This is a genomic window from Saccharothrix sp. 6-C, assembly GCF_016695385.1.
GTDB lineage: Bacteria > Actinomycetota > Actinomycetes > Mycobacteriales > Pseudonocardiaceae > Actinosynnema > Actinosynnema texasense.
This window is the reverse complement of sequence record NZ_CP064192.1, coordinates 7,166,240-7,191,442: the sequence shown is the minus strand read 5'-3', so window position 1 is coordinate 7,191,442 and position 25,203 is coordinate 7,166,240. Positions and strand designations below refer to the sequence as shown.

28 protein-coding genes are annotated in these 25,203 nt (G+C 71.9%); 20 read left to right on the top strand and 8 right to left on the bottom strand.

The window, feature by feature from the left end:
• Positions 1-134: 134 nt before the first annotated feature.
• Together IOD16_RS30670 and IOD16_RS30665 are read left to right on the top strand one after the other, a co-directional pair.
• Positions 135-1,133, top strand: a complete 999-nt coding sequence (locus IOD16_RS30670; protein WP_201437178.1) for a DUF3558 family protein — start codon at positions 135-137, stop codon at positions 1,131-1,133.
• A gap of 77 nt (positions 1,134-1,210) precedes the next feature.
• On the top strand, positions 1,211-2,716 hold the full coding sequence (locus tag IOD16_RS30665; protein WP_201437176.1) for an aldehyde dehydrogenase family protein: 1,506 nt from the start codon (positions 1,211-1,213) through the stop codon (positions 2,714-2,716).
• Between the two features lie 305 nt (positions 2,717-3,021).
• On the opposite strand, the gene IOD16_RS30660 is transcribed toward IOD16_RS30665, so the two are convergent.
• Positions 3,022-4,026, bottom strand: coding sequence for an ABC transporter substrate-binding protein (locus IOD16_RS30660; RefSeq protein ID WP_201437174.1), 1,005 nt, complete (start codon positions 4,024-4,026; stop codon positions 3,022-3,024).
• Between the two features lie 131 nt (positions 4,027-4,157).
• Here IOD16_RS30660 and dhaK point away from each other — a divergent pair, with 131 nt between their 5' ends.
• The 5 genes from dhaK (at position 4,158) to IOD16_RS30635 (ending at position 9,008) form a co-directional block, all read left to right on the top strand.
• On the top strand, positions 4,158-5,159 hold the full coding sequence (gene dhaK, locus IOD16_RS30655) for a dihydroxyacetone kinase subunit DhaK (RefSeq protein WP_201437172.1): 1,002 nt from the start codon (positions 4,158-4,160) through the stop codon (positions 5,157-5,159).
• On the top strand, positions 5,159-5,785 hold the full coding sequence (gene dhaL, locus IOD16_RS30650) for a dihydroxyacetone kinase subunit DhaL (protein WP_201437170.1): 627 nt from the start codon (positions 5,159-5,161) through the stop codon (positions 5,783-5,785). Before dhaK ends, dhaL begins: the two co-directional genes overlap by 1 nt.
• Complete coding sequence (dhaM, locus tag IOD16_RS30645) at positions 5,782-6,453, top strand: dihydroxyacetone kinase phosphoryl donor subunit DhaM (protein WP_201437169.1); 672 nt, start codon at positions 5,782-5,784, stop codon at positions 6,451-6,453. Before dhaL ends, dhaM begins: the two co-directional genes overlap by 4 nt.
• 135 nt (positions 6,454-6,588) lie before the next feature.
• Positions 6,589-8,367, top strand: a complete 1,779-nt coding sequence (locus IOD16_RS30640; protein ID WP_201437167.1) for a 3-hydroxyacyl-CoA dehydrogenase family protein — start codon at positions 6,589-6,591, stop codon at positions 8,365-8,367.
• Positions 8,368-8,426: 59 nt separating this feature from the next.
• Positions 8,427-9,008 (top strand): DUF3558 family protein, encoded by a 582-nt coding sequence (locus IOD16_RS30635; protein WP_123745779.1) that lies wholly within the window; start codon positions 8,427-8,429, stop codon positions 9,006-9,008.
• Between the two features lie 256 nt (positions 9,009-9,264).
• On the opposite strand, the gene IOD16_RS30630 is transcribed toward IOD16_RS30635, so the two are convergent.
• Both IOD16_RS30630 and IOD16_RS30625 read right to left on the bottom strand, forming a co-directional pair.
• Entirely contained in the window at positions 9,265-9,468 is a 204-nt protein-coding gene (locus tag IOD16_RS30630; RefSeq protein WP_201437165.1) for an FmdB family zinc ribbon protein, read from the bottom strand.
• Between the two features lie 5 nt (positions 9,469-9,473).
• Positions 9,474-9,851, bottom strand: coding sequence for a hypothetical protein (locus IOD16_RS30625; protein ID WP_123745780.1), 378 nt, complete (start codon positions 9,849-9,851; stop codon positions 9,474-9,476).
• A 91-nt stretch (positions 9,852-9,942) separates the two neighbouring features.
• On the opposite strand from IOD16_RS30625, the gene IOD16_RS30620 reads away from it, so the two are divergent.
• On the top strand, positions 9,943-10,236 hold the full coding sequence (locus IOD16_RS30620) for a hypothetical protein (protein WP_201437164.1): 294 nt from the start codon (positions 9,943-9,945) through the stop codon (positions 10,234-10,236).
• Between the two features lie 93 nt (positions 10,237-10,329).
• Positions 10,330-11,085 (top strand): alpha/beta hydrolase, encoded by a 756-nt coding sequence (locus IOD16_RS30615; RefSeq protein WP_236594481.1) that lies wholly within the window; start codon positions 10,330-10,332, stop codon positions 11,083-11,085.
• Here IOD16_RS30615 and IOD16_RS30610 read toward each other — a convergent pair.
• Positions 11,061-11,597 carry a GNAT family N-acetyltransferase gene (locus tag IOD16_RS30610; RefSeq protein WP_201437162.1) on the bottom strand — a complete coding sequence of 179 codons (537 nt, stop codon included), beginning with the start codon at positions 11,595-11,597 and terminating at the stop codon, positions 11,061-11,063. The genes IOD16_RS30615 and IOD16_RS30610 overlap by 25 nt on opposite strands.
• A gap of 37 nt (positions 11,598-11,634) precedes the next feature.
• On the opposite strand from IOD16_RS30610, the gene IOD16_RS30605 reads away from it, so the two are divergent.
• Positions 11,635-12,345: an alpha/beta fold hydrolase gene (locus IOD16_RS30605; RefSeq protein WP_201437160.1), complete on the top strand. Its 711-nt coding sequence runs from the start codon at positions 11,635-11,637 to the stop codon at positions 12,343-12,345.
• A 145-nt stretch (positions 12,346-12,490) separates the two neighbouring features.
• On the opposite strand, the gene IOD16_RS30600 is transcribed toward IOD16_RS30605, so the two are convergent.
• Complete coding sequence (locus IOD16_RS30600) at positions 12,491-13,753, bottom strand: chromosome segregation protein (protein ID WP_201437158.1); 1,263 nt, start codon at positions 13,751-13,753, stop codon at positions 12,491-12,493.
• A 69-nt stretch (positions 13,754-13,822) separates the two neighbouring features.
• The gene (ccrA, locus tag IOD16_RS30595) at positions 13,823-15,136 is read right to left on the bottom strand and encodes a crotonyl-CoA carboxylase/reductase (RefSeq protein ID WP_201437156.1); all 1,314 of its coding nucleotides are present in this window, start codon (positions 15,134-15,136) and stop codon (positions 13,823-13,825) included.
• A 214-nt stretch (positions 15,137-15,350) separates the two neighbouring features.
• Here ccrA and IOD16_RS30590 point away from each other — a divergent pair, with 214 nt between their 5' ends.
• Both IOD16_RS30590 and IOD16_RS30585 read left to right on the top strand, forming a co-directional pair.
• Entirely contained in the window at positions 15,351-15,713 is a 363-nt protein-coding gene (locus tag IOD16_RS30590; protein WP_123745786.1) for an SPW repeat protein, read from the top strand.
• 68 nt (positions 15,714-15,781) lie between these two features.
• Positions 15,782-16,339: a TetR/AcrR family transcriptional regulator gene (locus IOD16_RS30585; RefSeq protein ID WP_123745787.1), complete on the top strand. Its 558-nt coding sequence runs from the start codon at positions 15,782-15,784 to the stop codon at positions 16,337-16,339.
• Positions 16,340-16,378: 39 nt separating this feature from the next.
• On the opposite strand, the gene mce is transcribed toward IOD16_RS30585, so the two are convergent.
• Positions 16,379-16,822: a methylmalonyl-CoA epimerase gene (mce, locus tag IOD16_RS30580; RefSeq protein ID WP_201437154.1), complete on the bottom strand. Its 444-nt coding sequence runs from the start codon at positions 16,820-16,822 to the stop codon at positions 16,379-16,381.
• A gap of 125 nt (positions 16,823-16,947) precedes the next feature.
• Between mce and IOD16_RS30575 the strand changes: the two genes are divergently transcribed.
• Genes IOD16_RS30575 through IOD16_RS30560 form a run of 4 tightly spaced genes read left to right on the top strand, consistent with a single transcriptional unit; the run spans position 16,948 to position 20,207 of the window.
• Entirely contained in the window at positions 16,948-18,135 is a 1,188-nt protein-coding gene (locus tag IOD16_RS30575; RefSeq protein ID WP_201437152.1) for an acetyl-CoA C-acetyltransferase, read from the top strand.
• 4 nt (positions 18,136-18,139) lie between these two features.
• Complete coding sequence (gene meaB / locus IOD16_RS30570) at positions 18,140-19,105, top strand: methylmalonyl Co-A mutase-associated GTPase MeaB (protein WP_123745790.1); 966 nt, start codon at positions 18,140-18,142, stop codon at positions 19,103-19,105.
• Positions 19,102-19,686, top strand: coding sequence for a hypothetical protein (locus IOD16_RS30565; RefSeq protein ID WP_201437150.1), 585 nt, complete (start codon positions 19,102-19,104; stop codon positions 19,684-19,686). The genes meaB and IOD16_RS30565 overlap by 4 nt, the downstream gene beginning before the upstream one ends.
• The gene (locus IOD16_RS30560; RefSeq protein WP_201437148.1) at positions 19,683-20,207 is read left to right on the top strand and encodes a hypothetical protein; all 525 of its coding nucleotides are present in this window, start codon (positions 19,683-19,685) and stop codon (positions 20,205-20,207) included. Before IOD16_RS30565 ends, IOD16_RS30560 begins: the two co-directional genes overlap by 4 nt.
• On the opposite strand, the gene IOD16_RS30555 is transcribed toward IOD16_RS30560, so the two are convergent.
• A complete protein-coding gene (locus IOD16_RS30555; RefSeq protein WP_201437146.1) occupies positions 20,179-21,051 on the bottom strand; it encodes an arylamine N-acetyltransferase family protein in 873 nt (290 codons plus the stop codon). The two genes, IOD16_RS30560 and IOD16_RS30555, sit on opposite strands and share 29 nt — an antisense overlap.
• A 115-nt stretch (positions 21,052-21,166) precedes the next feature.
• Here IOD16_RS30555 and IOD16_RS30550 point away from each other — a divergent pair, with 115 nt between their 5' ends.
• The 4 genes from IOD16_RS30550 (at position 21,167) to IOD16_RS30535 (ending at position 25,178) form a co-directional block, all read left to right on the top strand.
• Positions 21,167-21,565 (top strand): pyridoxamine 5'-phosphate oxidase family protein, encoded by a 399-nt coding sequence (locus IOD16_RS30550; RefSeq protein WP_123745794.1) that lies wholly within the window; start codon positions 21,167-21,169, stop codon positions 21,563-21,565.
• A 46-nt stretch (positions 21,566-21,611) separates the two neighbouring features.
• Positions 21,612-23,192 (top strand): sensor histidine kinase, encoded by a 1,581-nt coding sequence (locus tag IOD16_RS30545; protein WP_201437144.1) that lies wholly within the window; start codon positions 21,612-21,614, stop codon positions 23,190-23,192.
• Positions 23,193-23,201: 9 nt separating this feature from the next.
• Positions 23,202-23,849, top strand: a complete 648-nt coding sequence (locus tag IOD16_RS30540) for a response regulator (RefSeq protein ID WP_123745796.1) — start codon at positions 23,202-23,204, stop codon at positions 23,847-23,849.
• 330 nt (positions 23,850-24,179) lie between these two features.
• Entirely contained in the window at positions 24,180-25,178 is a 999-nt protein-coding gene (locus IOD16_RS30535; RefSeq protein ID WP_236594480.1) for a hypothetical protein, read from the top strand.
• Positions 25,179-25,203: the final 25 nt, after the last annotated feature.

Here is a 25,203-nt window from a genome sequence, read left to right as displayed (position 1 = left end):
TGCGGTCGGGGTGGCCCAGCGGGGAGCCACCCAGTTCAGCGCGTCGATCTTCTGAATCGTTCCCGAAGGCTGTCGTGAGGACGGACACAGGGTTCGTGCCACGAATGGAGCACACGGTCGCTACCGTGCACCTCGTGCCCCGTCTCGTCGCCGTGTTGAGCTCGATCCTGCTGCTGGCCGGCTGTGCCGGGGCGGATCTGGCCAAGCAGACCTTCCCGCGCACCACGATCCCGGCCAACGCCGAGAACGTGTCCGACCCGAGCGGGACGAGCCAGAAGTCGCCGCCGCCCGCGGACGGCGAGCCGGTCGACCCGGCGTTCGCCGCGGACAAGCTGCGGCTGGTCGACCCGTGCGAGCTGCTGGACGAGGACGTGCTGAAGCGGTTCGGCACGCCCGGCGACCGGTCGCGCAGCGGGTTCAGCCGGTGCTCGAACTTCATGAAGGACAAGGGTGGCAAGGACCTGGCCGTCACGGTCGAGGTCGGCCAGACCATGACCACCGAGCTGAAGAACGCGGACAAGCAGCTCGCCGGCCTGCGCAGCTACGAGCAGGTGCTGGAGAACAGCGCGTGCTTCGTCTCGGTGATCACGCAGGACGAGCCGGGCCTCGGCCTCACCGTGCAGATCGGGTACGAGGACGGCGACGCGTGCGCGCCGGGGCGCGAGATGGCCGAGTCGGTGGTCCGGCAGATCAAGGAGCGCTCGGCGACCCGGACACCCGCCAAGGGCTCGCTGATCACGCTCGACCCGTGCGTCCTGCCGGACAAGGCGGCGGTCGACGCGGCAGCGGGCGACGATTACCGTCTGTACCCGTACGGGCTGCACAACTGCGCGTGGGTCGGCGACGATCGCGAGCTGACGCTGGCGTTCCGCGAGGCGTACATTCCCGACGACCGCAAGTTCGACGACAAGCAGACCGAGGTCGACTTGGGCGGCGGCGTGACCGGCTACCAGGTGTCCAGCAGCACGGCGTTCCCGTCGTGCGAGGTCAAGTGGGTGCAGCTGGTCGGCTCGGACAACGAGGGCGAGTTGGTCCAGGTCAAGTCGGCCGGACCCAAGGCGGCCGAGTTCGACCGCTGCGCGACGGCCGTGACGTTCGCCAAGGCGATCATCGGCAAGATCCCGAAGGGCTGAACGGGGGCTGACATCACCCCCTGTTACCCGTTACTGTCGAGTAACACCCGTGCTCGTGCTTGCGCTAGGAGGGTCCGATGACGCAGACCGTTCCCACCACTCCGGCGCGGGTCGACGACGGGCAGCGGCGGTTCGCCTCGCTCGACCCCCGCACCGGAGAGGTCGTCGACCACCACGTGGTGGCCTCGGAGGACGACGTCCGCGAGGCCGTGCGGGTGGCCCGGGAAGCCTCGGTGTTCTGGGCCGAGCTGGGGTACGACGGCAGGCGGGCGCGGTTGGACGCGTGGCGCAAGCTGCTGCTCAAACGGTTGGACGAGTTCCAGGTGCTGATCAGCGCGGAGACCGGGAAGTCCGCCGACGACGCGCGGACCGAGCTGGCGCTGGTGATCGACCACCTGCACTGGGCTGCGAAGCACGCGCCCAAGGTGCTGGGCAAGCGCAAGGTCGCGCCCGGCATGTTGATGTACAACCACGCGGCGACGTTGGAGTACCGGCCGCTCGGCGTGGTCGGCGTGATCGGGCCGTGGAACTACCCGGCGTTCACGCCGATGGGTTCCATCGCGTACGCGATGGCGGCGGGGAACGCGGTGGTGTTCAAGCCGTCCGAGTTCACACCGGGCGTCGGGGTGTTCCTCGCGTCGACGTTCGCCGAGGTCGTGCCCGAGTTCCCGGTGCTCCAGGTGGTGACGGGGTTCGGCGAGACCGGCGCGGCGTTGTGCGCGGCCGGCGTGGACAAGCTGGCGTTCACCGGGTCGACGGCGACGGGCAAGAAGGTGATGGCGGCGTGCGCGACGTCGTTGACGCCGGTGCTGGTGGAGTGCGGTGGCAAGGACCCGCTGATCGTGGCCGAGGACGCGGACGTCCGGGCGGCGGCCGAAGGCGCGGTGTGGGGCGGGATCTTCAACTCCGGGCAGACGTGCGCCGGGGTCGAGCGCGTCTACGTGGCCGACGCGGTGTACGACGAGTTCATCGGGCTGGTCGTGGAGAAGGCGAAGAAGCTGCGTCCCGGTGGCGAAGCCGACGCGCACTTCGGGCCGATCACCATGCCCAAGCAGGTCGACGTCATCCAGTCGCACGTGGCCGACGCGTTGGCGCGCGGCGGGCGGGCGGTGGTCGGGGGGCTGGAGTCGATCCGGCCGCCGTACGTCGAACCGGTGGTGTTGGTGGACGTGCCCGACGACTCGACGGCGGTGACCGAGGAGACGTTCGGGCCCACGCTGGTGGTGACCCGGGTGGCCGACGCCGACGAGGCGGTCCGGCGGGCGAACTCGCTGGCGTACGGGCTGGGCGCGTCGGTGTACTCGCGGAACCGGGGCGAGGAGCTGGCGGACAAGCTGCGGTGCGGCATGGTGTCGATCAACTCGGTGTTGGCGTTCGCGTCGGTGCCCGGGCTGCCGTTCGGCGGGGTCGGCGACTCGGGGTTCGGGCGGATCCACGGTGAGGACGGGCTGCGGGAGTTCGCCTACGCCCACGCGGTGACCCGGAAGCGGTTCGGCGCCCTGCTGAACCCGATGACGTACGACCGCGGGTCCCGGACGATCCGGCACGTGGTGCGGCTGGTGCGCGTGCTCTACGGCCGCTGACGCGAGAGTCCTACGTTCACGGCGCGCGAGTCCTACGTTCAGGATGCGCGTGTCCTACGTTCGGAAGGCGTGAGTCCTACGTTCAGGACGCGTGAGTCCTACGTTCAGGATGGGTGAATTGAACGTTCAGGACGTCGGGGTTGCGTCCGGCTCGATTTGACATGGGGCCCTTACGGGCACCCCAGGCAGGCCAAAGCCGGCAGGCCCGGCGGGGAAGAGCGTCCCGCCAGGCCTGCCGGCTTCGACCAGCCTAAGGCACCCGAACCCATGTCAAATCGGGCCTGGTGGGGGATGCGGCGGTGGGGTCAGTTGGTGAGGGTTTGTTCCAGGTCGGTGAGGACTTCTTCGGCGGCGAGGACGCCCAGGCCCAGGAACCACGTTTCGTCGGCGACCGGCTTGGCGTGGTTGGTCTTGACGGCGTTCAGGGTTTGCCACAGCGGGCCGCCGAGGACTTGGCCCTGGGCGGTCTTCGACTGGTCGCCGTAGGTGCCGATCAGGATCCAGTCGCCGTCGGCTTGGGCGATCTGCTCCGTGCTCACCTCGACGGCCAGGTCGTCGGCCTGGCTGGCTTGCGGTTGGGGGATGCCCGCGTCGATCAGGATGGTGCCGATGAAGCTCTTCTTGGCGTAGAGCCTGATCTTGCCCGGCATGAAGCGGAGCATGGTGACGGTCGGGCGCTTGCCCGCCTTGGCCTCGATGCGCTCGCCGACCTCCTTGGCGTGGGTCTCGTAGTCGCCGATGAGCTTCTCGGCCTCGGCGGAACGGTCGAGGGCGGCGGCGTTCAGGCGGAAGTTCTCCTTCCACGTGTAGCCGGGGCGGGCGGCGAAGACGGTCGGGGCGATGGCCGACAGCTTCGGGTACTGCTGCTCGGCGCGCAGCTGGGAGCCGATGATGAGATCGGGCTGGAGCTTCGCGATCGTCTCCAGGTTGAGGCTGGTGATGCCGCCCACGTTCTCCGGGGCGCCGGCCTGGTCGCCGATGTAGCCGGGCATGGTGGGCGCGCCGTCCGGGTAGGCGACGCCGACCGGCTTGATGCCCAGTGCGACGACGTTGTCCAGCTCGCCGCCGTCGAGGACGACGACGCGTTCCGGGCGCTTCTCGATCACGGTCTCGCCCATGGCGTGCTTGACGGTGCGGGGGAACTGGCCGGGTTGGGCGTCGGTGCCGAAACCGGCGCTCTTCTCGCCCGCCTGGCCGAACTCCGAGCCGCCCTGGGCCACGGCGGGCTTGTCGGTGGGCGTCTCGGTCTGGCCGCACGCCGCGAGGGCGAGGGCGACGGCGAGCACGGCCGCGATCCTGGTGTTCGACACTCCGGGGTTCCTCCACTACTCCAGGTCACTGACCTGCTGTTCTTAGGGTTGCCTCACCGTAGCTTCCGCTTTCGGGGCCGCTCACGGTGGAGTAGTAATGGGGTGATCAGCGTCGATCGGGAGGTCCACCCGTGAAGAAGATCATCAACGATCCGGCGACCGTGGTGGTCGACGCGTTGCGCGGGATGGCCCTCGCGCACGCCGACCTGCTGGAGGTCCAGTACGACCCGGCGGTGGTGCTGCGGGCGGACGCGCCGGTGTCGCGGAAGGTGGCCGTCATCTCCGGCGGTGGGTCCGGGCACGAGCCGTTGCACGGCGGGTTCGTCGGGCGGGGGATGCTCGACGCGGCTTGTCCCGGTCCGGTGTTCACGTCGCCGACCCCCGATCAGGTGGCGGCGGCGGTCGCGCGCACGGACGGTGGGGCGGGCGCGTTGTTGATCGTGAAGAACTACACGGGTGACGTGCTGAACTTCGAGACCGCCGGCGAGTTGGCGGCGGCCGACGGCGTGGACGTGCGGACCGTGGTCATCGATGACGACGTCGCGGTGAAGGACTCGCTGTACACGGCCGGTCGGCGTGGTGTGGGCGGGACCGTCCTGCTGGAGAAGATCGTCGGCGCGGCGGCTGAACGCGGGGTCGACCTGGACGGTTGCGAGGCGTTGGCGCGGCGGGTCGTCGGGCAGGTCAGGTCGATGGGCTTGGCGTTGACGGCCTGCACGGTGCCGCACGCGGGGGAGCCGTCGTTCACGCTGGCCGACGACGAGATGGAGCTGGGGATCGGCATCCACGGTGAGCCGGGCCGCCGGCGGGTGGCGGTGGGCACGGCGGACGAGATGGTGCGGGCACTGCTCGAGCCGGTGCTGGAGGACCTGCCGTTCGGCGAGGGCGACCGGGTGCTGCTGTTCACCAACTCGATGGGCGGGACGCCGTTGATCGAGCTGTACTTGGCGCACGGGATCGCGGAGCGGTTGTTGGCGGAGCGGGGGATCGTCGTGGAGCGCCGGTTGGTCGGGCCGTACATCACCAGTCTGGAGATGCAGGGGATGAGCGTGACGTTGTTGAAGCTGGACGACGAGCTGGTCGAGCTGTGGGACGCGCCCGTGCACACCCCGGCGTTGCGGTGGGGCGTCTGATGGAGTGCACGGCGGAGTCGATCGCGGAGGCGATGCGGGCGGTGGCCGCGGTCGTGGTCGAGCACCGCGAGGAGTTGAACCGGCTGGACCGCGAGATCGGTGACGGCGACCACGGCGAGAACCTGGCCAGGGGCCTGAGGGCGTTGGAGTCCAAACTGGACGAGGTGCCGTCGTCGCCCGGCGGGGTGCTGCGGTTGGCGGCCACGACGTTGATCTCGACGGTGGGCGGCGCCGCGGGGCCGCTGTACGGGACGGCGTTCCTGCGCGCGGCCACGTCGGTGGGCGATGTCGCTTCGGTGGACGGCGAGGCGGTGGCGGCGGCGTTGCGGGCGGCGTTGGACGGTGTGGTGGCCCGGGGTAAGGCGGCGTTGGGCGACAAGACGATGGTGGACGCGTTGACACCCGCCGTGGCCGCCGCGGAGTCCGTGGCCGTCACCGGCGGCGGGGTGGCGGAGGTGTTGGCGGCGGCTGCCGAGGCGGCGGAGATGGGCGCCGACTCGACGGTGCGGATGGTGGCGCGGAAGGGACGTGCGTCGTACCTGGGTGAGCGCAGTGAGGGGCACCTGGACCCCGGCGCGCGGTCGACGGCGCTCGTGTTGCGGACGTTGGCGGGCAGGGCGCGGTGATCGGGCTGGTGGTGGTGTCGCACAGCCGCCGGCTGGCCGCCGGGGTCGCGGAGCTGGCGGGGCAGATGGCTCCGTCGGTGGCGATCGTGCCGTCCGGGGGTGACGGGCAGGGAGGCCTGGGCACGGACTACGTGGCCGTCGGGGAGGCCATCACGCGGGCCGACTCCGGGTCCGGCGTCGTCGTCCTGTTCGACCTGGGCAGCGCGAAGATGGTGGCCGACATGGCTGCCGAGGAGGCGGAGGGCTCGGTCGTCGTGGTGGACGCGCCGCTGGTCGAGGGCGCGGTGGCGGCGGCGGTGCGGGCGCAGGGCGGCGCCGGGTTGGCTGAGGTGGCGGCGGCCGCGGTCGGCGCCGGGTCCGTGTCGTCGGCGTCGGTGGTGGACGGCGAGGCGGTGGACGGCGAGGCGGTGCGGGCGGACGTGGAGCTGACGAATTCGGTGGGGTTGCACGCGCGGCCGGCCGCGTTGGTGGCGCGGGCGTTGGCCCCGTTGGACGCCTCGGTGGTGGTGCGGTTCGGAGCCGAGTCAGCGGACGCCAAGAGCGTGCTGGCGTTGATGGGGTTGGGCGCTCCGGGTGGTGCGCGGGTGGAGGTCGTGGCTTCGGGCGCGGACGCGGCGGAAGCCGTGCGCAGGGTCCGGGAGCTGGCCGCGCGGGGGTTCGACGAGTGAGCTGGTGAGGCGCGCCTGGACCGATTACTTGCTCGATACGGATGGTGAAGCTCACGCGAACGATGCGTGACGACCGTGGGATAGTCGCGGTCAAGTTACCGTCCGGTAGCCACTCCGGTGAGTGGGAGGTCAACAGTGACGCGCCAGTTCAACACGGTCGGTGTCGTCGGTCTCGGCACGATGGGCGCCGGTATCGCCGAAGTCCTCGCCCGGACCGGCCTCACTGTGGTGGCGGTCGACGTGGACGAGGCGGGCCTCGCCCGCGGCCGCGGCCACCTGGACCACTCGACGGACCGCGCGGTGGCCGGCGGCAAGCTCACGTCGGACGAGCGTGACGCGACGTTGGCCCGCATCTCCTACGCCACGTCGCTGGACGCGCTGGCCGGCGTCGACCTGGTGGTCGAAGCGGTGCCGGAGCGGATGGAGCTGAAGGCCGCCGTGTTCGCGGAACTGGACCGGATCTGCGGCCCGGACACCGTTTTCGCGTCGAACACGTCGTCGTTGTCGATCACCGAGATCGGTGTCCACACCGGCCGGCCGGGCAAGGTCGTCGGGATGCACTTCTTCAACCCCGCGCCGGTGCTGAAGCTGGTCGAGGTGATCCGCACGGTCGTCACCGAGCCGGACGTGGTGACCGACGTGGTCGCGTTCGCCGAAGGGCTGGGCAAGACGCCGGTCGTCATCGGGGACCGGGCCGGGTTCATCGCCAACGCGCTGCTGTTCGGGTACCTCAACCACGCGGTGCGCATGTACGAATCCCGTTACGCGACAAGGGAAGACCTCGACGCGGCCATGCGGTACGGGTGCGGTTACCCGATGGGGCCGCTGGCGGTGCTCGACCTCATCGGGCTGGACACGGCGTACGAGATCCTCGACACGATGTACCACCAGTCGCGCAACCGGCTGCACGCGCCGGCGCCGCTGCTCAAGCAGATGATCACGGCGGGGCTGCTGGGGCGCAAGAGCGGGCGCGGCTTCTACACCTACGACGGGCCGGACTCGCCGGTCGTCGTGCCGGACGTGCTCACGCCGGTCGCCTCGGCGGAGGACTCCGCAGCGCGCGAAGTGCAGCGGGTCGGCGTGATCGGCACCGGGACGATGGCCACGGGGATCGTCGAGGTGTTCGCCAAGCGCGGGTACGACGTGGTGCTGCGGGCGCGTTCGGAGGAGAAGGCCGACGCGGCGGTGGGCAAGGTGCGCAAGTCGTTGGAGAAGGCCGTCACGCGGGGCCGGTTGACGGCGGAGGACTGCGACGCCGCCCTGGCCCGGGTGACGCCGGTCGTCGACTTCGCGGGCCTCGCCGACTGCGACCTGGTGGTCGAGGCGGTGGCCGAGGAGCTGTCGGTCAAGAAGGCGGTGTTCGAGGCGCTGGACGAGGTGTGCAAGCCGGGCGCGGTGCTGGCCACCACGACGTCCTCCCTGCCGGTGATCGAGTGCGCGGCGGCGACCTCGCGCCCCGGTGACGTGGTCGGGCTGCACTTCTTCAACCCGGCGCAGGTCATGAAGCTCGTGGAGGTCGTGGAGACGATCTCGACGTCCGCCGACGTGGTGGCCACGGCCCGCCGGGTGTGCCTCGACCTGGGCAAGGCGCCGGTGCACTGCGGCGACCGCGCCGGGTTCATCGTGAACGCGCTGCTGTTCCCGTACCTGAACGACGCGGTGAAGATGCTGGAGGCGCACTACGCGGTGGCCGACGACATCGACAACGCGATGAAGGTCGGCTGCTCGTTGCCGATGGGGCCGTTCGAGCTGCTGGACGTGGTCGGGCTGGACGTGTCGCTGGCCATCGAGCGGAGCCTGTACCTGGAGTTCCGCGAGGCCGGCTTCGCTCCCGCGCCGCTGCTGGAGCACTTGGTGAAAGCCGGGCGGCTGGGGCGCAAGACGGGCAAGGGTTTCCGCGACTACGTGTCCTGAGGGGCCCGTTTCGCGGGCTGATGGCGTGCCGGGTTTCGGCGTTTGGCATCGTGGTCCCCATGCGGCGTGTGGTGATCTCGCTCCTGGTGGCGGCGTTCGGTCTGACGAGCGCCTGCGCGTACACGGTCAACGGCACCCCGGTGGCGGAGCAGGTGCTCGACGTCGACCCGCCGTTCACGTCGGCCCCGAGCACGCCGACCGGGTCCGCTGACCCGTCCGGCGAGCCCACCGGGGACGTCGGCGACATCTGCGCGTTGATCGGGTGGAAGGACCTGCCCTACGAGGTCGCGGACAAGAACGCCGAGCCGACGGAGACCGGCTACGACTCGGCGTTCGACCAGTCGTGCAAGTGGCAGACGTCGGTCGGGTCGCTGGACGTGGGCGTGACCCTGCGGTTCCGCGAGGGACGGTCGATCACGTTGGAGCAGAACAACGGCGAGTTCGACCTGGGTGACCGGAAGGTGACCTACTTCGACCGGACGACCGACACGTCCGTGCAGCCGTCGTGCGTGCTGGTGATGGACTACGCCGGCGGCGGGCTCGGGATCATCGTGATCGACGGCTCGGCCCGCTTCGGCGCGATCTGCGACCAGGGCAAGAAGGTGGCCGAGGTGCTGCTGGAGAAGGAACCGACCAGCTGAGCCCGGCCGGCCGAGCACCGAGCAGGCCGGCCGGAACAGGCCGGGCGGAACAGGCCCGGCGCAGGCAGACCCGCTCCGGGTCGACCTCAGGTTCGCAGGTTCGCAGCTTCCGGCACGGTGCCGGACCGGCCGAGGCGGATGCCTCGGCCGCGTGGTGTCCGGCGCGTTCGACCGACCGCACCTGGGCCGTCGACGACCGCGTTGACCTCGGGGTCTTCGACCGCGGTCCAGGTCGCCGGCGTGCGTCCGGTCCGGGTCAGCTGCAGCAGCCTCCGCCGCAGCAGCCGCCCCCACCACCGGCGGGTGCGTTGGCTTGACCGCCCAGGCCGGCCATGGAGAGCAGCTTCACGGTGTCGTCGTGGCCGTTCGGGCACGGCGCGGGCGCGGAGGCCTCGTCCATCGACCGCTTGACGTCGAAGGTCGAGCCACACGCCTTGCAGCGGAATTCGTAGGTTGGCACGTCGCTCATTGTCCCCGGCGCGGCGGTGCGAGCACCAGCAAGGGCACCCCAACAGCCGACACCGCGGCGAGCAGCGTCATCAGCGGCAGGTTGTGCACCCAGCCCAGGCCGACGGCGGCCAGGTGGGTGCCGGTGAACGTCGCCAACCACATCCGCGAACCGGGCCGCAACCACACCGGGGCCAACGCCGACAGTGCTGTGACCAGCATCAACATCGTCGTGCCCAGCAACACGCCCTGCCTCAGGCCGGGAGGCTGGCCGACCGGCACGTCCGCCTCCTGGAAGACCCGCCGGACCTCGCCACCAGCCACGACCTCCGGCAGCGACGGTTCGAAGAGCAGACCGCGCACCACCGGCACCAGGGTCACGGCCACTTCGGTCATCAGAAGCAGGGTTAATACGACCCGTTGCCACTTGCTCATCCAGTGGACCGTAGGCGATCACCCAGGGCGAGCCCGGATACCCTCGTTTCTCGTGCCACGTCGTAACCGCCCGCAACGCCCGAACGAGCCCTCACCCATCGGTGGGCACGGTTGGGCGCGCGCCGAAAGCGCCTCGGACGGCGAGTGGCTGGTGCGCACCGTCTCCGGCAGCGCCACCACCAAGACCTACCGCTGCCCGGGGTGCGACCACGAGATCCGGCCGGGCACCCCGCACGTCGTCGCCTGGCCCGCCGGCGACTACGGCTCGGTGGACGACCGCCGCCACTGGCACCAGAACTGCTGGTCCTCCCGGAGCCGCCGAGGTCCCACCACTCGCCGCTGGTGACTCTCCGTGCTGACCGGCGGCACGTAAACGGCACCTGCACGGCCTGCAGGTCCGGCCGCCCGGCGAAGGGTCTGTCGGTGGCACGATGTCGGTGTGGGTGAGGTTCCGATCAAGGCCAACACCGTGCTCCCGGCCCGCCGGGAACCGGTGACGTTGCGGACCTCGGACGGGCTCGCCTTGGTCGGCGAGCTGGCGTTGCCGGTCGACCGGGAGCCGTCGGCCACGGTGGTGCTGTTGCACCCGCTGCCGACGCACGGCGGGATGATGGACTCCCACCTCTACCGCAAGGCGGCTTGGCGGCTGCCCGCGCTGGCCGGCCTGGCGGTGTTGCGGTTCAACACGCGGGGCACGGCCAGTGCGGCCGGGTGCAGCGAGGGCGTGTTCGACCACGCCGTGGGCGAACGGCTGGATGTCGCCGCCGCCCTGGCGTTCGCGGCCGAGCGCGGGTTGCCCTCCGTGTGGCTGGTCGGCTGGTCGTTCGGCACCGACCTCGCGCTCATGCACGGGTGCGAGCCGGTGGTCGAAGGCGCCGTGTTGATCTCACCTCCTCTGCGGTGGAGCAGGGCCGAGCACTTGCGGACGTGGTCACGCGCGGGCAAGCCGGTGGTGTGCCTGGTGCCCGAGTTCGACACCTACCTGCCACCGGCCGAAGCCAGGCGGCGGTTCGGCGCGGAGCTCCCGACCGCGGACGTCATCGACTTCCCCGGCGCCAAGCACCTCATGGTCGGGCACACCGAAGAGGTGCTGGACGCGATCGTGTCCGCGGCCGTGCCCGAGGTGCCCACGCCGTTGCCGCGCACCTGGTCCGGCCCCCACGAGCAGCATCAGGCAGCCATCGTGGCCTCCTGACGCCGCCAGACCAGCACCGGACCCGAAGCGGTGTCGCTGTCGCCCACGTGCGCGAAGCCCAGCTTCTCCGCGACGCGCTGGGAAGGCGTGTTGCCCGGGTCGGTGATGATCGTGACCGGCCGGTCCGGACGCACCCGGCCCGCCCAGTCGATGGCCGCGCGCGCCATCTCCGGTGCGTAGCCGCGCCCCCAGTGCCGGGGGCGGAACCGGTAGAACAGGTTGAACGTCGGCTCGCCGTCCAGCTCGTGGTGCCGCAGGCCGCCGAAACCGATGACCTCGCCGGCCCCCGGCAGCTCCACGGCCCAGTACCCGATGCCGTCGCGCGCCCAGTGGAGCTGCCACTCGGCCAGCATCTTCGCCGCCTGCTCCGCCGACGGCGGCCCCGACGGGTTGAAGCGGTTCGTCTCCGGGTCCGACAGCACCGCGATCGCCGCACGCACGTCACCGGGGGTGACGCGTCTGAGCAGGAGGCGGTCGGTGCGCAGCTCGTCCGGTTCGGCGGTGGAGGTCATGGGACGAAGCTAGCCAGGGGGTCCGACAATTCCGGGTATGGAAACCGCTCCGCTCGTCCTCCTGCACGCCTTCCCGTTCGACTCACGGATGTGGGACGGGGTAGGTGACCTGCTGAAACCGATCACGCCGGACCAGCGAGGCGGCGATCGTTCACCCGATCTGGTGGCTGTGGCGGACGACGTGCTGCGGTTGCTCGACGAGCGCCGGATCGAGCGGGCGGTCCTCGGCGGGTGCTCCATGGGCGGGTACGTGGCGATGGCCGTGCTGCGGCGCGACCCGTCCCGGGTGGCCGGGCTCGTGCTGGCCGACACCCGGGCCGGCGCCGACGCGGAGGAAGCACGGGCGAACCGGCTGGCGATGGCGGCACGGGTCGAGGCGGAAGGCCTCGGCTGGGTGCCGGACTCCGTCCTGGGCGGGCTGCTCGGACCCGCACCGGACGAGGCCGTGGTCGGGCGGGTGCGTGAGCTGATCCTCGACCAGGACCCGGCGGAGGTGGTGTGGGCGCAGCGGGCGATGGCCGTGCGACCGGACTCGGCGGGGGTGCTGGCGGAGGTGGACGTGCCCGCGCTGGTGCTGGTCGGGGAGCACGACGCGCTCACACCGCCCACGTCGGCGCGCGAGCTGGCGGGGGTGCTGCGGCAGGGCGAGTACGTGGAGCTGCCCGGCGTCGGCCACCTGACGCCGCTGGAGGCGCCGGACGCGTTCGCCGCCGCGGTCCTCGACTGGCGACGGCGGGTCGGCGTGTGACCCGGCGTCGTCTGAGCGTTCAACTCGGGTGTCCTGAACGTAGGACACACGCGTTCTGAACGTAGGACACACGCGTTCTGAACGTAGGACACACGCGTTCTGAACGTAGGACTCGCGCGAGGTGGAAGGTAGGACTCTCGGCGGGTCAGCGCTTGGTGGTCTGCGGCTTCGGGGTGGGGCGCGCGATTTTCTGGGTGGCGCCGTCGGGGGTTTGAGCCGGAGCGGAGGCCGCAGCCGGGGTGGAGGCGGTGGGAGCAGCAGCGGCGGCGGAGGTGGGAGCGGCGGCCGGGGTGGCGCCGCCGCCGGAGGTGGTGGGAGCGGGAGTGCTGGGAGCCGGGGTGCTGGGAGCCGAGGTGGCGGCGGGGGTGGGAGCCGGAGCGGCTGGGGTGGAGGTGGGGGGAGCGGGGCGCTCCTCCTCCAGCGGGTCCAGCAGGGGGGTGACGTCGTGCAGGGCGGAGCTGACGGCGTGCAGTTGCTGGGACAGCCGGTTGCGCAGCTGGCGCAGGGCGTCCACCTTCTGGGTCGCCTGCGTGACGCGCCGGTTGGCTTCCTCGGTCGCCTCGCGCACCCGGCGGTTCGCCTCGTCCGTCGCCTCCTGCACGCGGGCCGTGGCCTCGCTGACGGAGTCGTGCCGCCGCCGGTTGGCCTCCTCGGTCGCCTCGCGCACCAGGCGCTGCGCCTCGGCGTTCGACGCGGCCTGCTCCTGGGAGATCTGGGCGCGCACGCGCGCGGCCTCCTCCGCCGCCTCGCGCAACCGCCGCTCGGCCTCGCCCTTCGACGACGCCTCCTGCTCGGCCAGCGTCTTCATCGACTCGACCCGCCGGGCGGCCATCGCGATCTCGAAGTCCTCCTCGACCGTGGTCCGGCGCTGCAGCGACTCCTCGTCCAACCGGGTCGCCTCGGCCCGCGCCTCGCCCACGATCCGGTCGGCCTCGGCCCGCGCCGTCTCCAGCACGCCCCGGTGCTCGGCCTCCATGTCGGCGCGCCGCTGGTCCAGCTCGGCGATCAGCTTCTCGTACCGGGTGCGCAGCACGCCCGCGTCGGTCTCGGCCTTGGCGCGGATGTGGCCGCCCTCGGCCTCGGCCCGCGCCTTGATCTCGTTCGCCTCGTCCTGCGCGAGCCGCAGCATCCGCTGCAACCGCTCGCTCAGGCCCTCCAGGGTGGTCGGCGGCAGCGACAGCCGCTCCACCTGGCCGCGCAGCTCCGCGATCTCCGACCGGGCCGCCTCGAGCTGGCGGGCCAGGTCGTTGGTCTGCGACACCGCCGCGTCCCGGTCGGCCGCGAGCAGGCGCAGGTCGGAGTCGAGGCGTTCCAGGTGGTCCTCGACCTGGGCGCGGTCGTACCCGCGCTTGACGATGTCGAAGCCGGATCCCAGGGGGACGAGGTCACGGTCGTCGGCGAGGCCCATGGCGCTCACGCTACCCGCTCCCGATGCGCGACGGTCACCCGAGCGCCGCACATCGGGAGTGGTTTCGCTTTAGACGCCCCGGAAACGGTTGATCCCGGCCAGGTGCGCCGCGCGCAGCTCGTGGTCGCGCACGCCGAGGCCCTCCTCCGGGGCCAGCGTCAGCACGCCGACCTTGCCCTGGTGGGCGTTGCGGTGCACGTCGTGCGCAGCCTGCCCGGTCTCCTCCATGGAGTACACCTTGGACAGTGTGGGGTGGATCTTCCCCTTGGCGACCAACCGGTTGGCCTCCCACGCCTCGCGGTAGTTCGCGAAGTGCGAGCCGATGATCCGCTTCAGGTTCATCCACAGGTACCGGTTGTCGTACTGGTGCATGTACCCGCTGGTGGACGCGCACGTCACGATCGTGCCGCCCTTGCGCGCCACGAAGACCGACGCGCCGAACGTCTCCCGGCCGGGGTGCTCGAACACGATGTCCGGGTCGTCGCCGCCGGTCAGCTCGCGGATCTTCGCGCCGAGCCGCTTCCACTCGCGCGGGTCCTGCTCGTGCTCGTCCTTCCAGAACCGGTAGCCCTCGGCGCTGCGGTCGATGATCAGCTCCGCGCCCATCCGGCGGCAGATCTCGGCCTTCTCCGGTGACGACACGACGCACACCGGGGTGGCGCCGCCGTTGAGCGCGAACTGGGTCGCGTAGGAGCCGAGGCCGCCGGACGCGCCCCAGATCAGCACGGTGTCGCCTTGCTTCATGTTCGCGCCGTTGGCGGACACGAGCTGCCGGTAGGCGGTGGAGTTCACCAGACCGGGTGACGCCGCCTCCTCCCACGTCAGGTGGGCGGGCATCGGCATCAGCTGGTTGGCCTTGACCAGCGCGATCTCGGCGAGGCCGCCGTAGTTGGTCTCGAAGCCCCAGATGCGCTGCTCGGGGTCGAGCATGGTGTCGCCGTGCCCGTCGTGGTGCTCCAGCTGCACGTCGAGGCAGTGCGCGACGACCCGGTCGCCGGGCTTCCAGGCGTTCACGCCGGGGCCGGTGCGCAGCACCACGCCCGCCAGGTCGGAGCCGACCACGTGGAACGGCTGGTCGTGCCGGCCGCCGTACTTCTTGAGGAACGCGAACGTGGACAGCGGCTCGAAGATCGAGGTCCAGACCGTGTTGTAGTTGATGGCGCTCGCCATCACGGCCACCAGCGCCTCGCCGGGGCCGAGCTCCGGGGTGGCGACCTCGTCGACGTGCAGCGACCTGCGCGGGTCCTTGTCCTTGGTGGCCAAGCCCTCGAACATCTTGACCTCGTCGGCGTGCACCGTCACGCCCCGGTAGCTCTCCGGCACGTCGAGTGATCCGATCGCGTCCAGTTCGTCCGCGAGGATCGCGTCGAGGATCTTCTGCACGGCGTTCCCTCCCAATGGGGGCTTCGGGATGGTCGGGTGTGTGGCGGGCTCTAGAGGTCCACGCGAGTGGCCGGAGGTTACCCACGGGTAACCGATTCAGAACGCGGGCTGTGAGCCACCGCACTGGCATTTCCCCCGATCGGTCGGTCTTGACCGGGCGGCCAACCAAGCGGAGCATCGAAGTCGTCCGATCGACGGGACGGAGGTACGAGTCATGACAAAGGCGTGGACCAGGTGGCAGGACTGGGCCGAGGTCGTCATCGGCGCCCTCGTGCTGCTCTCGCCCTTGGTGGTGGAGACGACCACCGCGGCCATGTGGACGATGATCGTGCTCGGCGCGCTGATCGCCATCGACGGCCTCGCGTCGCTCGCGATGCCCGGGATGGTGTACGGCGAGTGGTTCCAGATGGTCCTCGGCGCGCTGCTGTTCATCTCGCCGTGGGTGATGGGCTACAGCGACCTGACAGGGGCGTCGTGGGTCTCGTGGGTCGGCGGTGTGCTGACCGTCGCGGCCGGCGCCACGGCGGTTCCGCTGGCGAACGCGGCGCACGGCGGCCGGATCGCCGGCACCGCCTGAAGGCGACCGCGGAACCCGGGCCCGCGGCTGCTCGCCGCGGGCCCTGACCGACGAGGAGGGGTGCGGCGTTGGCAGAGGACTCGTCGGCCAGGGAACGTATTCTGCGAGCGGCCGAGGAGCTGTTCGCCGAGTCGGGGTTCGACGCGACGCCGACCTCGCGCGTCGCCGAACGGGCCGCCGTGCCCAAAGGGCTCGTGCACTACTACTTCCGCCGCAAGGCCGACCTGCTGGCGGCGCTCGTGCAGCGCCTGCCGGACGGCGACGTCGACGCGCGCCGGGTCGTGGTCGTCGGCGACATCGCGGAGAGCCTGCGCAGGCTGGTCGCCGCGCTGGACGCCCGGCTCGACTCGTCGCCGCTGCTCAGCCACCTGCTGTGGCGCGAGGCGGACACGCACAAGGCGGTCCGCGACGCGCTGCACGAGCGCTACCGGTCGGTCGTGCGGCAGATCCGCGACGTCATCGTCGCCGCCGGCGGCGCGGTGGTGGCCGCGAAGGACGTCGACAGCGCCTCCGCGCTGCTCGCGCACGCGGTGAGCTACCGGCACTCGGTGGCCAGGCACGCGCCGGACGACGACCGGCTCGACCTGGAGCTGACCTTCGTGGCCGCCGCCCTGGAACGGCCTTAGCGACCACCGTGTGGCGGTGGTCACCAGTCCGGGTGGTCGCTAGTGGTCGGCGGCGGGCTCGACCAGCTCCACGAGCACGCCGCCCGCGTCCTTGGGGTGCACGAAGTTGACCCGGCTGTCGGACGTCCCGCGCCGCGCCTGCTCGTACAGCATGCGCAGGCCCTTGGCGCGCAGCGCCGCCGCCGCCGCGTCCACATCGGACACCCGGTAGGCGAGCTGCTGCAACCCCGGCCCGGACCGGCCGATGAACTTCGCGATGGTCGACTCCGGCGTCAGCGGCGCGAGCAGCTGCACGGCGGCGCCCGTGCCGTCGTCGCCCGGCGCGCGCAGCATCGCCTCGCGCACGCCCTGCTCCTCGTTGACCTCCTGGTGGGCGACCTCCAGGCCGAAGTGCTCGCGGTGGAACGCGATCGCGGCGTCGAGGTCGGGCACGGCGATGCCGACGTGGTCGATGGCGGTGACGAAACCCCGGAGTTCTTCCATGGCAGCGAAGGCTAGTAGCCGAATCGGTGCAGGTCGCCCTGTGTGAGGCCTCACACGGCTACTCTGCGGTAACCGTAGGTATCGTGGCGAGTTAACAACCGCTTACACCCGCTGTGGAGGCTGCTGTGTCCGGTTCCGTCATCGTCGCCGGGGCCCGAACCCCGATGGGGCGACTGCTCGGATCGTTGAAGGACTTCTCCGGCGCCCAGCTCGGCGGCGTCGCGATCAAGGCGGCCCTGGAACGGGCCGGTGTCGCGCCCGAGCAGGTGCAGTACGTCATCATGGGCCAGGTGCTGACCGCCGGCGCGGGCCAGATCCCGGCGCGCCAGGCCGCGGTGAACGCGGGCATCCCGATGACCGTGCCCGCCCTGACCATCAACAAGGTGTGCCTGTCGGGCATCGACGCGATCGCGCTGGCCGACCAGCTCATCCGCGCCGGCGAGTTCGACATCGTGGTGGCGGGCGGCCAGGAGTCGATGACGCAGGCGCCGCACCTGCTGCAGAAGTCGCGCGGCGGGTTCAAGTACGGCGACGTCACGATGCTCGACCACATGTCGCACGACGGCCTGTTCTGCGCGTTCGACCAGGTCGCGATGGGCGCCTCCACGGAGAAGTTCAACGCCCGCTACGGCGTGACCCGCGAGGAGCAGGACGCGTTCTCGGCCCGGTCGCACCAGCTGGCCGCCAAGGCCGCCGCGAACGGCGTCTTCGGCGAGGAGATCGCGCCCGTCGCCATCCCGCAGCGCAAGGGCGACCCGGTGCTGTTCGCCACCGACGAGGGCGTGCGCGGCGACACCACGGTGGAGACGCTGGCCAAGCTGCGCCCGGCGTTCGCCTCCGACGGCACGATCACCGCGGGCTCGGCGTCGCAGATCTCCGACGGCGCGGCGGCCGTGGTCGTGATGAGCAAGGCCAAGGCCGAGGAGCTGGGCCTGACCTGGCTGGCCGAGATCGGCGCGCACGGCGTCGTGGCCGGCCCGGACGCGAGCCTGCACGAGCAGCCCTCGAACGCGATCAAGGCCGCGTGCGCGAAGGAGGGCATCGACCCGGCCGACCTGGACCTCGTCGAGATCAACGAGGCGTTCGCCGCGGTCGGCGTGGTCTCCACCCGCGAACTGGGCGTCGCCGAGGACAAGGTCAACGTCAACGGCGGCGCGATCGCGCTGGGTCACCCGATCGGGATGTCGGGCGCCCGCATCGCGCTGCACCTGGCGCTGGAGCTGAAGCGGCGCGGCGGCGGCGTCGGCGCGGCGGCCCTGTGCGGCGGCGGCGGTCAGGGCGACGCCCTGATCGTCCGCGTGCCTAAGGTCTAGCGGTGTGGCCCGCACCGTTGACGTAGCCGAGCTGGTCGACCGCGCGCGCGAGGGACAGCCGCGCGCGGTCGCGCGGCTGATCTCGCTGGTCGAGGACGCCAGCCCGCAGCTGCGCGAGGTGGCGGGCGCACTGGCCCCGTTCTGCGGGAACGCGCAGGTCATCGGCCTGACGGGCGCGCCGGGCGTCGGCAAGTCCACGTCGACGTCCGCGCTCGTCACGGCCTACCGCCGCCGCGGCAAGCGGGTCGGGGTGCTGGCGGTGGACCCGTCGTCGCCGTTCTCCGGCGGCGCGCTGCTCGGCGACCGGGTGCGGATGGGCGAGCACGCCACCGACCCCGGCGTGTTCATCCGGTCCATGGCCACGCGCGGCCACCTGGGCGGGCTGTCCTGGGCCACCCCGCAGGCGCTGCGCGTGCTCGACGCGGCGGGCTGCGACGTGGTGCTGGTCGAGACGGTCGGCGTCGGCCAGTCCGAGGTCGAGGTGGTGTCGCTGGCCGACACCACGCTGGTGCTGCTCGCGCCCGGCATGGGCGACGGCGTCCAGGCGGCCAAGGCGGGCATCCTGGAGATCGCCGACGTGTTCGTGGTCAACAAGGCCGACCGCGAGGGCGCCGACCAGACCGCGCGCGACCTCAAGCACATGATCTCGCTGGGCCGCCGCGAGCGCGAAGGCGGCCGGTGGCGGCCCCCCGTGGTGAAGACGGTCGCGTCCCGCGCCGAAGGGCTCGACGAGGTCGTGAACGCCGTCGACGAGCACCACGCCTGGCTCGTCGAGCGCGGTGAGCTGGCACGACGCCGCGCGAGCAGGGCCGCGGCCGAGATCGAGGCCATCGCGCTGGAGCGGCTGCGCTCCCGAATCGGCGGGCTGCGCGGCGCGTCCGCCCTCGAAACCCTGGCCAAACGGGTCGTGGCGGGTGAGCTGGACCCCTACGCTGCGGCTGACCGACTGGTCGAGGGGGTGGGGGTATGACGACGCCGGTGGTGGTGGACATCGGCACGCGGGACACCCGTCGGGTGATCATCGGCGGCCTGGTGGCCGGGGCGCTCGGCGTGCCGGCGCTCGTGGGCGCGGTGAGCGCGTACGGCGACGGCGAGGGCGTCGGAGGGACGATCGCGCTGGTCGTCGGGCTCGCGTTCACGGGCATCGCGCTGGCCGCAGTGCTGAGCTGGAAGAAGATCTCCCGGCCGCGCCTGCTCGTGTTCGAGGCGCCGGGCGTGCGGTGGGACGACCCGCGGGGCGCGCCGTGGGCCGTGGCGTGGCACGAGCTGGGCGCGGTGCGGATCTCGCGGACGCGGGAACGGGTCGTGGACCCGGCCGACGCGGTGCTGCGCAAGACCATGGTCAGGCTGGACCTGCTGCCGGCCGACCACCGGGATTTCCGGGCCCGGCACGCCGACATGGCGCACCTGGCCCGCGAGGACGGCGCCTACCGGCTGCCGCTGGGCGACGCGGCCGCGTTGGTCCCGGTGGTCGAGGGGGCCGTGCTCGGATTCGCACCACACCTGTACCGAGGGGTGCAGGACGAGGGCTTCACTGTGGGGTTGTCGTGAGAGAGATCGAGATTCCCTTCGGCAACCGGGCCGAGCGGCGCGCCGGGCTCGCCGTCCAGCTCGGCTTCACGCTGTTCGGCGTCTTGCTGATGTTCCTGTCCTACGCCGACGGCCACCTGGCGGCGATGTTCGTCGGGCCGCTGGTCGCGCTCGGCGGCCTGATCGGCGGCGGCGTCTGGCGGGGAAAGGCCAGGCTGCGGCGGCTCGTGGTCGAGCCGCAGGGCCTGCGCTGGGAGGAGAAGGGCCGGACGTGGGCGGTGCCGTGGTACGAGCTGGCCGGGGTGTCGCTGTCCTACGACGCCAAGCCCAAGCCCGGCCTGTGGCTGCACCTGGCGCCCAACGACCCGGGCGCCTTCGCCGCCACGTACCGCAGCGTCCCGACGTCGCCGCACGGGCACTGGATCCAGCTCGCCGACGACACCGGCAACGAGCTGCTGGACCTCGCGCTCAAGCGGCACGCGCCGCAGATCTACCGGGGGTACGTGACCCACTTCACGGCCGGTCGGGGCGCGTCCCTGTGACCGGCTGAGCGGTCGCCGCCAGGTGTGCCTCGTGCTGGGACACCGCCTTGCGCCACAGCGGTTCGCGGTCCTCCTCGGCGAGGACCAGGCCGTAGACGTCGGCCAGGGCGGTGAACCAGTCGGCCCGGTCGTCCAGCAGGGTCTTGGTGGTCGTCCCCTCGACTCGGGACAGGGTCAGCGCGCGCAGCACGTCCCAGCCGCGGCCGTCGGCCCGCAGCACGCCGAACGTGCGCACGAACCCCGACTCGGGCGACGTGGACAGCTCGACGTGCCGGTCGGCGAAGTGGTCGAGGCCGACGTCGCCCGGCGCGAAGTGCATGGCGTGGAAGCTGCCGCGCGCGTCGTGCCCCAGCCGCCACGCGCCCGCCGCCGCCGTGGACGGCCCCAGCTCGAACGTGAACGGCCCCTGGCGGTGCACCCCCGCACGCAGCGGCAACGGCGAGTGCAGCCCGTCGCCCAGCCCGGCGTCCACCAACCAGGCGTCGTCGGAGTCCGGCAGGTCGTGCACGGTGAGCGCGAGGTGGCTGCGGCTGATGACCGGCTCGGCGTCCGCCGTCATCTGCACGCCGCCGGGGTGCCTGGTCACGTGGTAGCCGAGCGCGCGCAGCAGCTCGGCGAACGCGCCGTTGAGCTGGAAGCAGTACCCGCCGCGACCGGCCAGCACGCGGGCCGCCGAGTCGAGCGGGTCCAGCGACGTCACCCGACCGAGCTGGATCTCCACCGTTTCGTACGGCACCCGTTCGACGAAGGCCTGGTGCAATCGGGTCAGCGCCACCACACCGGGTGGCTCGGCCGCGCCCAGGCCGAGGCGGCGCAGGAACGCGGTTACGTCGAGCGAGGCCATCCTGGAAATCCCCCAACCGGGTTGGACGCGTCGAAGCCGGGACTTCCGACCCTAGGCAAGGACGATCACAGCGCCGAACGTTTATCCCAGCGACTGGGCGTGACGAAGAGGTGCGATGTACGACTCCGCTGGGCTTCAGGTCCTGTCCCGCGAGGAATGCCTGAAGCTGCTCGGCACGGCCGCCGTCGGCCGCCTCGTCTACACCCACATGGCGCTGCCGGTGGTGCACCCCGTCGTGTTCGTGCTCGACGGCGAGTGCGTCGTGCTGCGCGTGCCGGACGGCAGCGCCACCCTCGTCGCCCGGGACACCATCGTCGCGTTCCAGATCGACGACGTCGCGCCGGACCTGTCCCGCGGCTGGTCGGTGATGGCGGTCGGGCACGTCGCCGAGGTCGACGAGCAGGCGCGGCTGACCAGGCTGCGGGAGCTGCCGCTGCCCTCGCGCGGCTTCGGCGGCGGCGACCACTACCTGGTCGTCGACCTGGAGGTGCTGACGGGCCGTCGCATCCCCTAGGCGGAGGCGATAACCTCGGCACCTCCGAACCGGAGGGTGGTCTCGGGTGGCCGGATCCCCGGACGCGAACGCCGCGACGCGGCTGGACGGCCTGCTGCGCGAGCTGACCGACCGCACCACCGAGGTGGTCGTCTCGCAGGAGCGGCTGCACCGGCTGCTGGCCGCGGTCGTCTCGCTGGCCAGCGACCTGTCGCTGCCCGACGTGCTGCGGCGCGTCGTCGAGTCCTCGTGCGACCTGGTCGGCGCCCGGTACGGCGCGCTCGCCGTGGTGGGCCCGGACCGGCAGCTGCTGGAGTTCACCCACGACGACGGCCACCACGACACCGACGTCGAGGAGACCGGGTCGGCGGCGGCGGCGTTCGCCCCGTCCGGCCCCGGCTTCCTCGGCGTGCCGGTGCACGTGCGCGGCGCGGTGTTCGGCAACCTGTACCTCAGCGACAAGGCCGACGGCACCGACTTCACCCGCGCCGACCGCGAGCTGGTGGTGGCGGTGGCCGCGGCGGCGGGCATCGCGATCGAGAACGCCCGGCTCTACGCGCAGTCGCGGCAGCGGGAGGTGTGGCTGCGCGCGTCGAACGAGGTGACGAACGCGCTGCTCACCGGCACCCCGGACCGGGACGCGCTGCGCCTGGTCGCGGTGCGCGCCCGGCTGGCCGCGGACGGCGTGAACGCGCTGCTGGCGCTGCCCGACGTGCAGGGCGAGCTGGCCGTGCGGGTGGTGGACGGCGAGGTGCGCGGGTTCAGCGCGTCCGGCGAGGGCGGCCCGGCCCGCGAGGTGTTCGACACCGGCAAGGCCAAGGTGCTCGTCGGGCTGCCCGGCCAGACCCGGATCGGCCCGGTGGTGTTCGCGCCGCTGACCGCCGGGCAGCGGGTGCTCGGCGTGCTGATGGTGGCGCGCGCCCGTGAGCAGCGGGCGTTCGACGCGTCGGACGTGGCGCTGGTCGAGTCGTTCGCCCGGCAGGCCGCGCTGATCCTGGAGTTCACCAGGGCGACCGGCGCGGGCCGACGGCTGGCCGTGCTGGAGGACCGCGACCGGATCGCCCGCGACCTGCACGACCTGGTCGTGCAGCGGCTGTTCGGGCTCGGGCTCGGGTTGCAGAGCATGAACGGGCTGGTGGAGCAGCCGATGGTGGCGCAGCGGCTGGCGGACTTCGTCACCGAGGTCGACCAGACCATCCGGGAGATCCGGCGCACCATCTTCTCGCTGCAGGAGCCGCCCGCCGGGGCGGCCGACCTGCGCGCCCAGCTGATGAAGGTGGTGCAGGAGTCGGCCCGGCTGCTCGGCTTCGAACCCGCGCTGGCGATGGACGGCCCGCTCGACTCGGTGGTGCCCGACCCCGTGCGGCCGGACCTGCTGGCCACGTTGCGCGAGGCGCTGGCCAACGCCGCCCGGCACGCGTCGGCGACGGACGTCCGGGTCGAGGTGGTGGTGGACCGGGCGGGGACGAACCTGAAGCTGGTCGTGCGCGACGACGGCGGCGGCCTGCCGCCCGGCCGCGCCAGGCACACCGGCGGTCTGGTGAACATGGCGGCGCGCGCGGCGAGGTGGGACGGTTCCTGCGAGGTCGAGTCGGCCGAGGGCCGGGGTGTAACGCTGACGTGGTCCGTGCCGTTGGTATCGGTGTAGGGAGGGCCCATGTCCATCTCGGTGCTACTGGTGGACGACCACGAGATCGTCCGACGCGGGTTGCAGCAGCTGCTGGCCGTCGAGTCGGACATCGAGGTGGTCGGCGAGGCGGAGAGCGCCGCCGCCGCCGTGTCCGCCGCCGCGTTCCACCAGCCTGACGTGGCCGTGATCGACGTGCGGCTGCCCGACGGCGACGGCGTGACCGTGTGCCGGGAGATCCGCTCGACGGTCCAGCCGCCGCCCGCGTGCCTGATGCTGACCTCGTACTCCGACGACGAGGCGCTGTTCGGCGCGATCATGGCGGGCGCGGCCGGGTACATGCTCAAGCAGGTCTCCGGCAACGACCTGGTGTCCGCGATCCGCACGCTCGCGGCAGGCGGCTCGCTGCTGCACTCGGGCGTGACCGCGACCGTGCTGCAACGGCTGCGCGGCGGACCGGTCGAGGACCCGCGCTACGCGGCGTTGAGCCCGCAGGAGCGGCGCATCCTCGACCTGATCGCCGAGGGCCTGACCAACCGGCAGATCGCGAACCGGCTGTTCCTGGCCGAGAAGACGGTCAAGAACTACGTCTCCTCGCTGTTGCACAAGCTCGGCTTCGACCGCCGGACCGAGGCCGGTGTCTACGCCGCCCGCCGGCGGCAGACCGGTGGGCTCTAGCTGTACCGCTCCGGGAGGTTGTGGGCGGTTCGCCCGGGTTGTCGGCACGACGCCTGGGACGCGGCGCACTCCGACCCCTCGTGCTCGGCGCACGGGGACCAGGTGACGGTCCGCCCCGGCCGGGGCCCGGCCTGCGCGTACGTCGGCCGGGCCGCCCCCGATCAGCGCCGCGGTGGCGGCGCCGGCGGTTCCGGCCCGCATGGATGTCCCCCTCCGTCGAGGACTCCACCGCGCCGCGCACGTACGCTGGGGGACAACCGCAGAAAGGCCCTGTTCGGCTCTACGAAAGACTTAAGCCACTCGGGCTCGGAGGAAAGTAAGGTCGCTGGAGTGGGGATTTTCCGGAGGAAGCGGCCTGCCGCGATCGCCCGTGAAGTGGTGCGGGACCACACCTACGACGACGCGATCCTGGACATCGCGGCGGAGGAGATGGACGCGGGCCACCTGAGGGCGGCGACCACGGTGCTCGCGGAGTGCCGTGAGGACCCCGAGGTGCGGGCGCTGCGCGCCGAGGTGCTCGGCGAGCACGCCATCGGCCACGCGGACGAGCTGCTGGAGCTGGCGAAGAACAACACCGACCCGGACCTGTGGCTGCTGGCCGGCACCGCGTTCATCCGCGAGGCGTGGGCGATCCGCGGGTCGGGGCGGGCCGACAGCGTCGGCAAGGACCGGTTCAAGGTCTTCTTCGGCACCCTGCGCAAGGCCGTCGGCCCGCTGCACGAGGCCGCCAAGCTCCTGCCGCGCGACGCCGTGCCGTGGGCGCAGCTGCAGACCGCGGGCCTCGGGTTGCAGGTCGACCGGGACCAGAAGGACGAGGTCTGGCGGGAGATCGTGGCGCGCTGCGCGTCGCTGTACCCGGCGCACTGGACCCGGTTGCAGATCCTGGCGTCCAAGTGGGGCGGCTCGGCCGAGGAGATGATGGCGTTCGCGCAGGGCAGCGTCGACGCCGCGCCGCCCGGCGACCCGGTGGTGGCCATGCTGCCGCTGGCGCACTTCGAGATCTTCCTGGAGCAGTTCGAGGACGCCGTGCAGTCGCGGTCCGCGTTGAAGATCGCGACGCTGAAGATGCGCTACTTCACCCGGCACCGCGACGAGATCGCCGCGGCGGCGGACAGGTGGGACTCGGCCCCGGCCAAACCCCACCCGCGCGTGCTGCAGGCCCACAACCTGTTCGCGGCGGCCTTCGCCCTGGCCGACGACGCGCCCCGGGCCAAGCGCCACCTGCTCGGCATGCGCGACCACGTGCACGACGTGCCCTGGGCGTACGTCGCCTACCTGGCCGACGACCTGGAGAAGGAGTACTCGGAGCTGGCCAACAAGTACCTGTGACGCCGGGTGGCCGGGCGTCGCGCCC

Bases quoted from the DNA above. Each gene is read 5' to 3' on its own strand.
- IOD16_RS30665 (WP_201437176.1), top strand. From the start codon at position 1,211: ATGACGCAGACCGTTCCCACCACTCCGGCGCGGGTCGACGACGGGCAG.
- dhaL (WP_201437170.1), top strand. From the start codon at position 5,159: ATGGAGTGCACGGCGGAGTCGATCGCGGAGGCGATGCGGGCGGTGGCC.
- IOD16_RS30635 (WP_123745779.1), top strand. From the start codon at position 8,427: ATGCGGCGTGTGGTGATCTCGCTCCTGGTGGCGGCGTTCGGTCTGACG.
- IOD16_RS30625 (WP_123745780.1), bottom strand. From the start codon at position 9,851: ATGACCGAAGTGGCCGTGACCCTGGTGCCGGTGGTGCGCGGTCTGCTC.
- IOD16_RS30610 (WP_201437162.1), bottom strand. From the start codon at position 11,597: ATGACCTCCACCGCCGAACCGGACGAGCTGCGCACCGACCGCCTCCTG.
- IOD16_RS30605 (WP_201437160.1), top strand. From the start codon at position 11,635: ATGGAAACCGCTCCGCTCGTCCTCCTGCACGCCTTCCCGTTCGACTCA.
- IOD16_RS30600 (WP_201437158.1), bottom strand. From the start codon at position 13,753: ATGGGCCTCGCCGACGACCGTGACCTCGTCCCCCTGGGATCCGGCTTC.
- IOD16_RS30590 (WP_123745786.1), top strand. From the start codon at position 15,351: ATGACAAAGGCGTGGACCAGGTGGCAGGACTGGGCCGAGGTCGTCATC.
- mce (WP_201437154.1), bottom strand. From the start codon at position 16,822: ATGGAAGAACTCCGGGGTTTCGTCACCGCCATCGACCACGTCGGCATC.
- IOD16_RS30565 (WP_201437150.1), top strand. From the start codon at position 19,102: ATGACGACGCCGGTGGTGGTGGACATCGGCACGCGGGACACCCGTCGG.
- IOD16_RS30555 (WP_201437146.1), bottom strand. From the start codon at position 21,051: ATGGCCTCGCTCGACGTAACCGCGTTCCTGCGCCGCCTCGGCCTGGGC.
- IOD16_RS30550 (WP_123745794.1), top strand. From the start codon at position 21,167: ATGTACGACTCCGCTGGGCTTCAGGTCCTGTCCCGCGAGGAATGCCTG.
- IOD16_RS30540 (WP_123745796.1), top strand. From the start codon at position 23,202: ATGTCCATCTCGGTGCTACTGGTGGACGACCACGAGATCGTCCGACGC.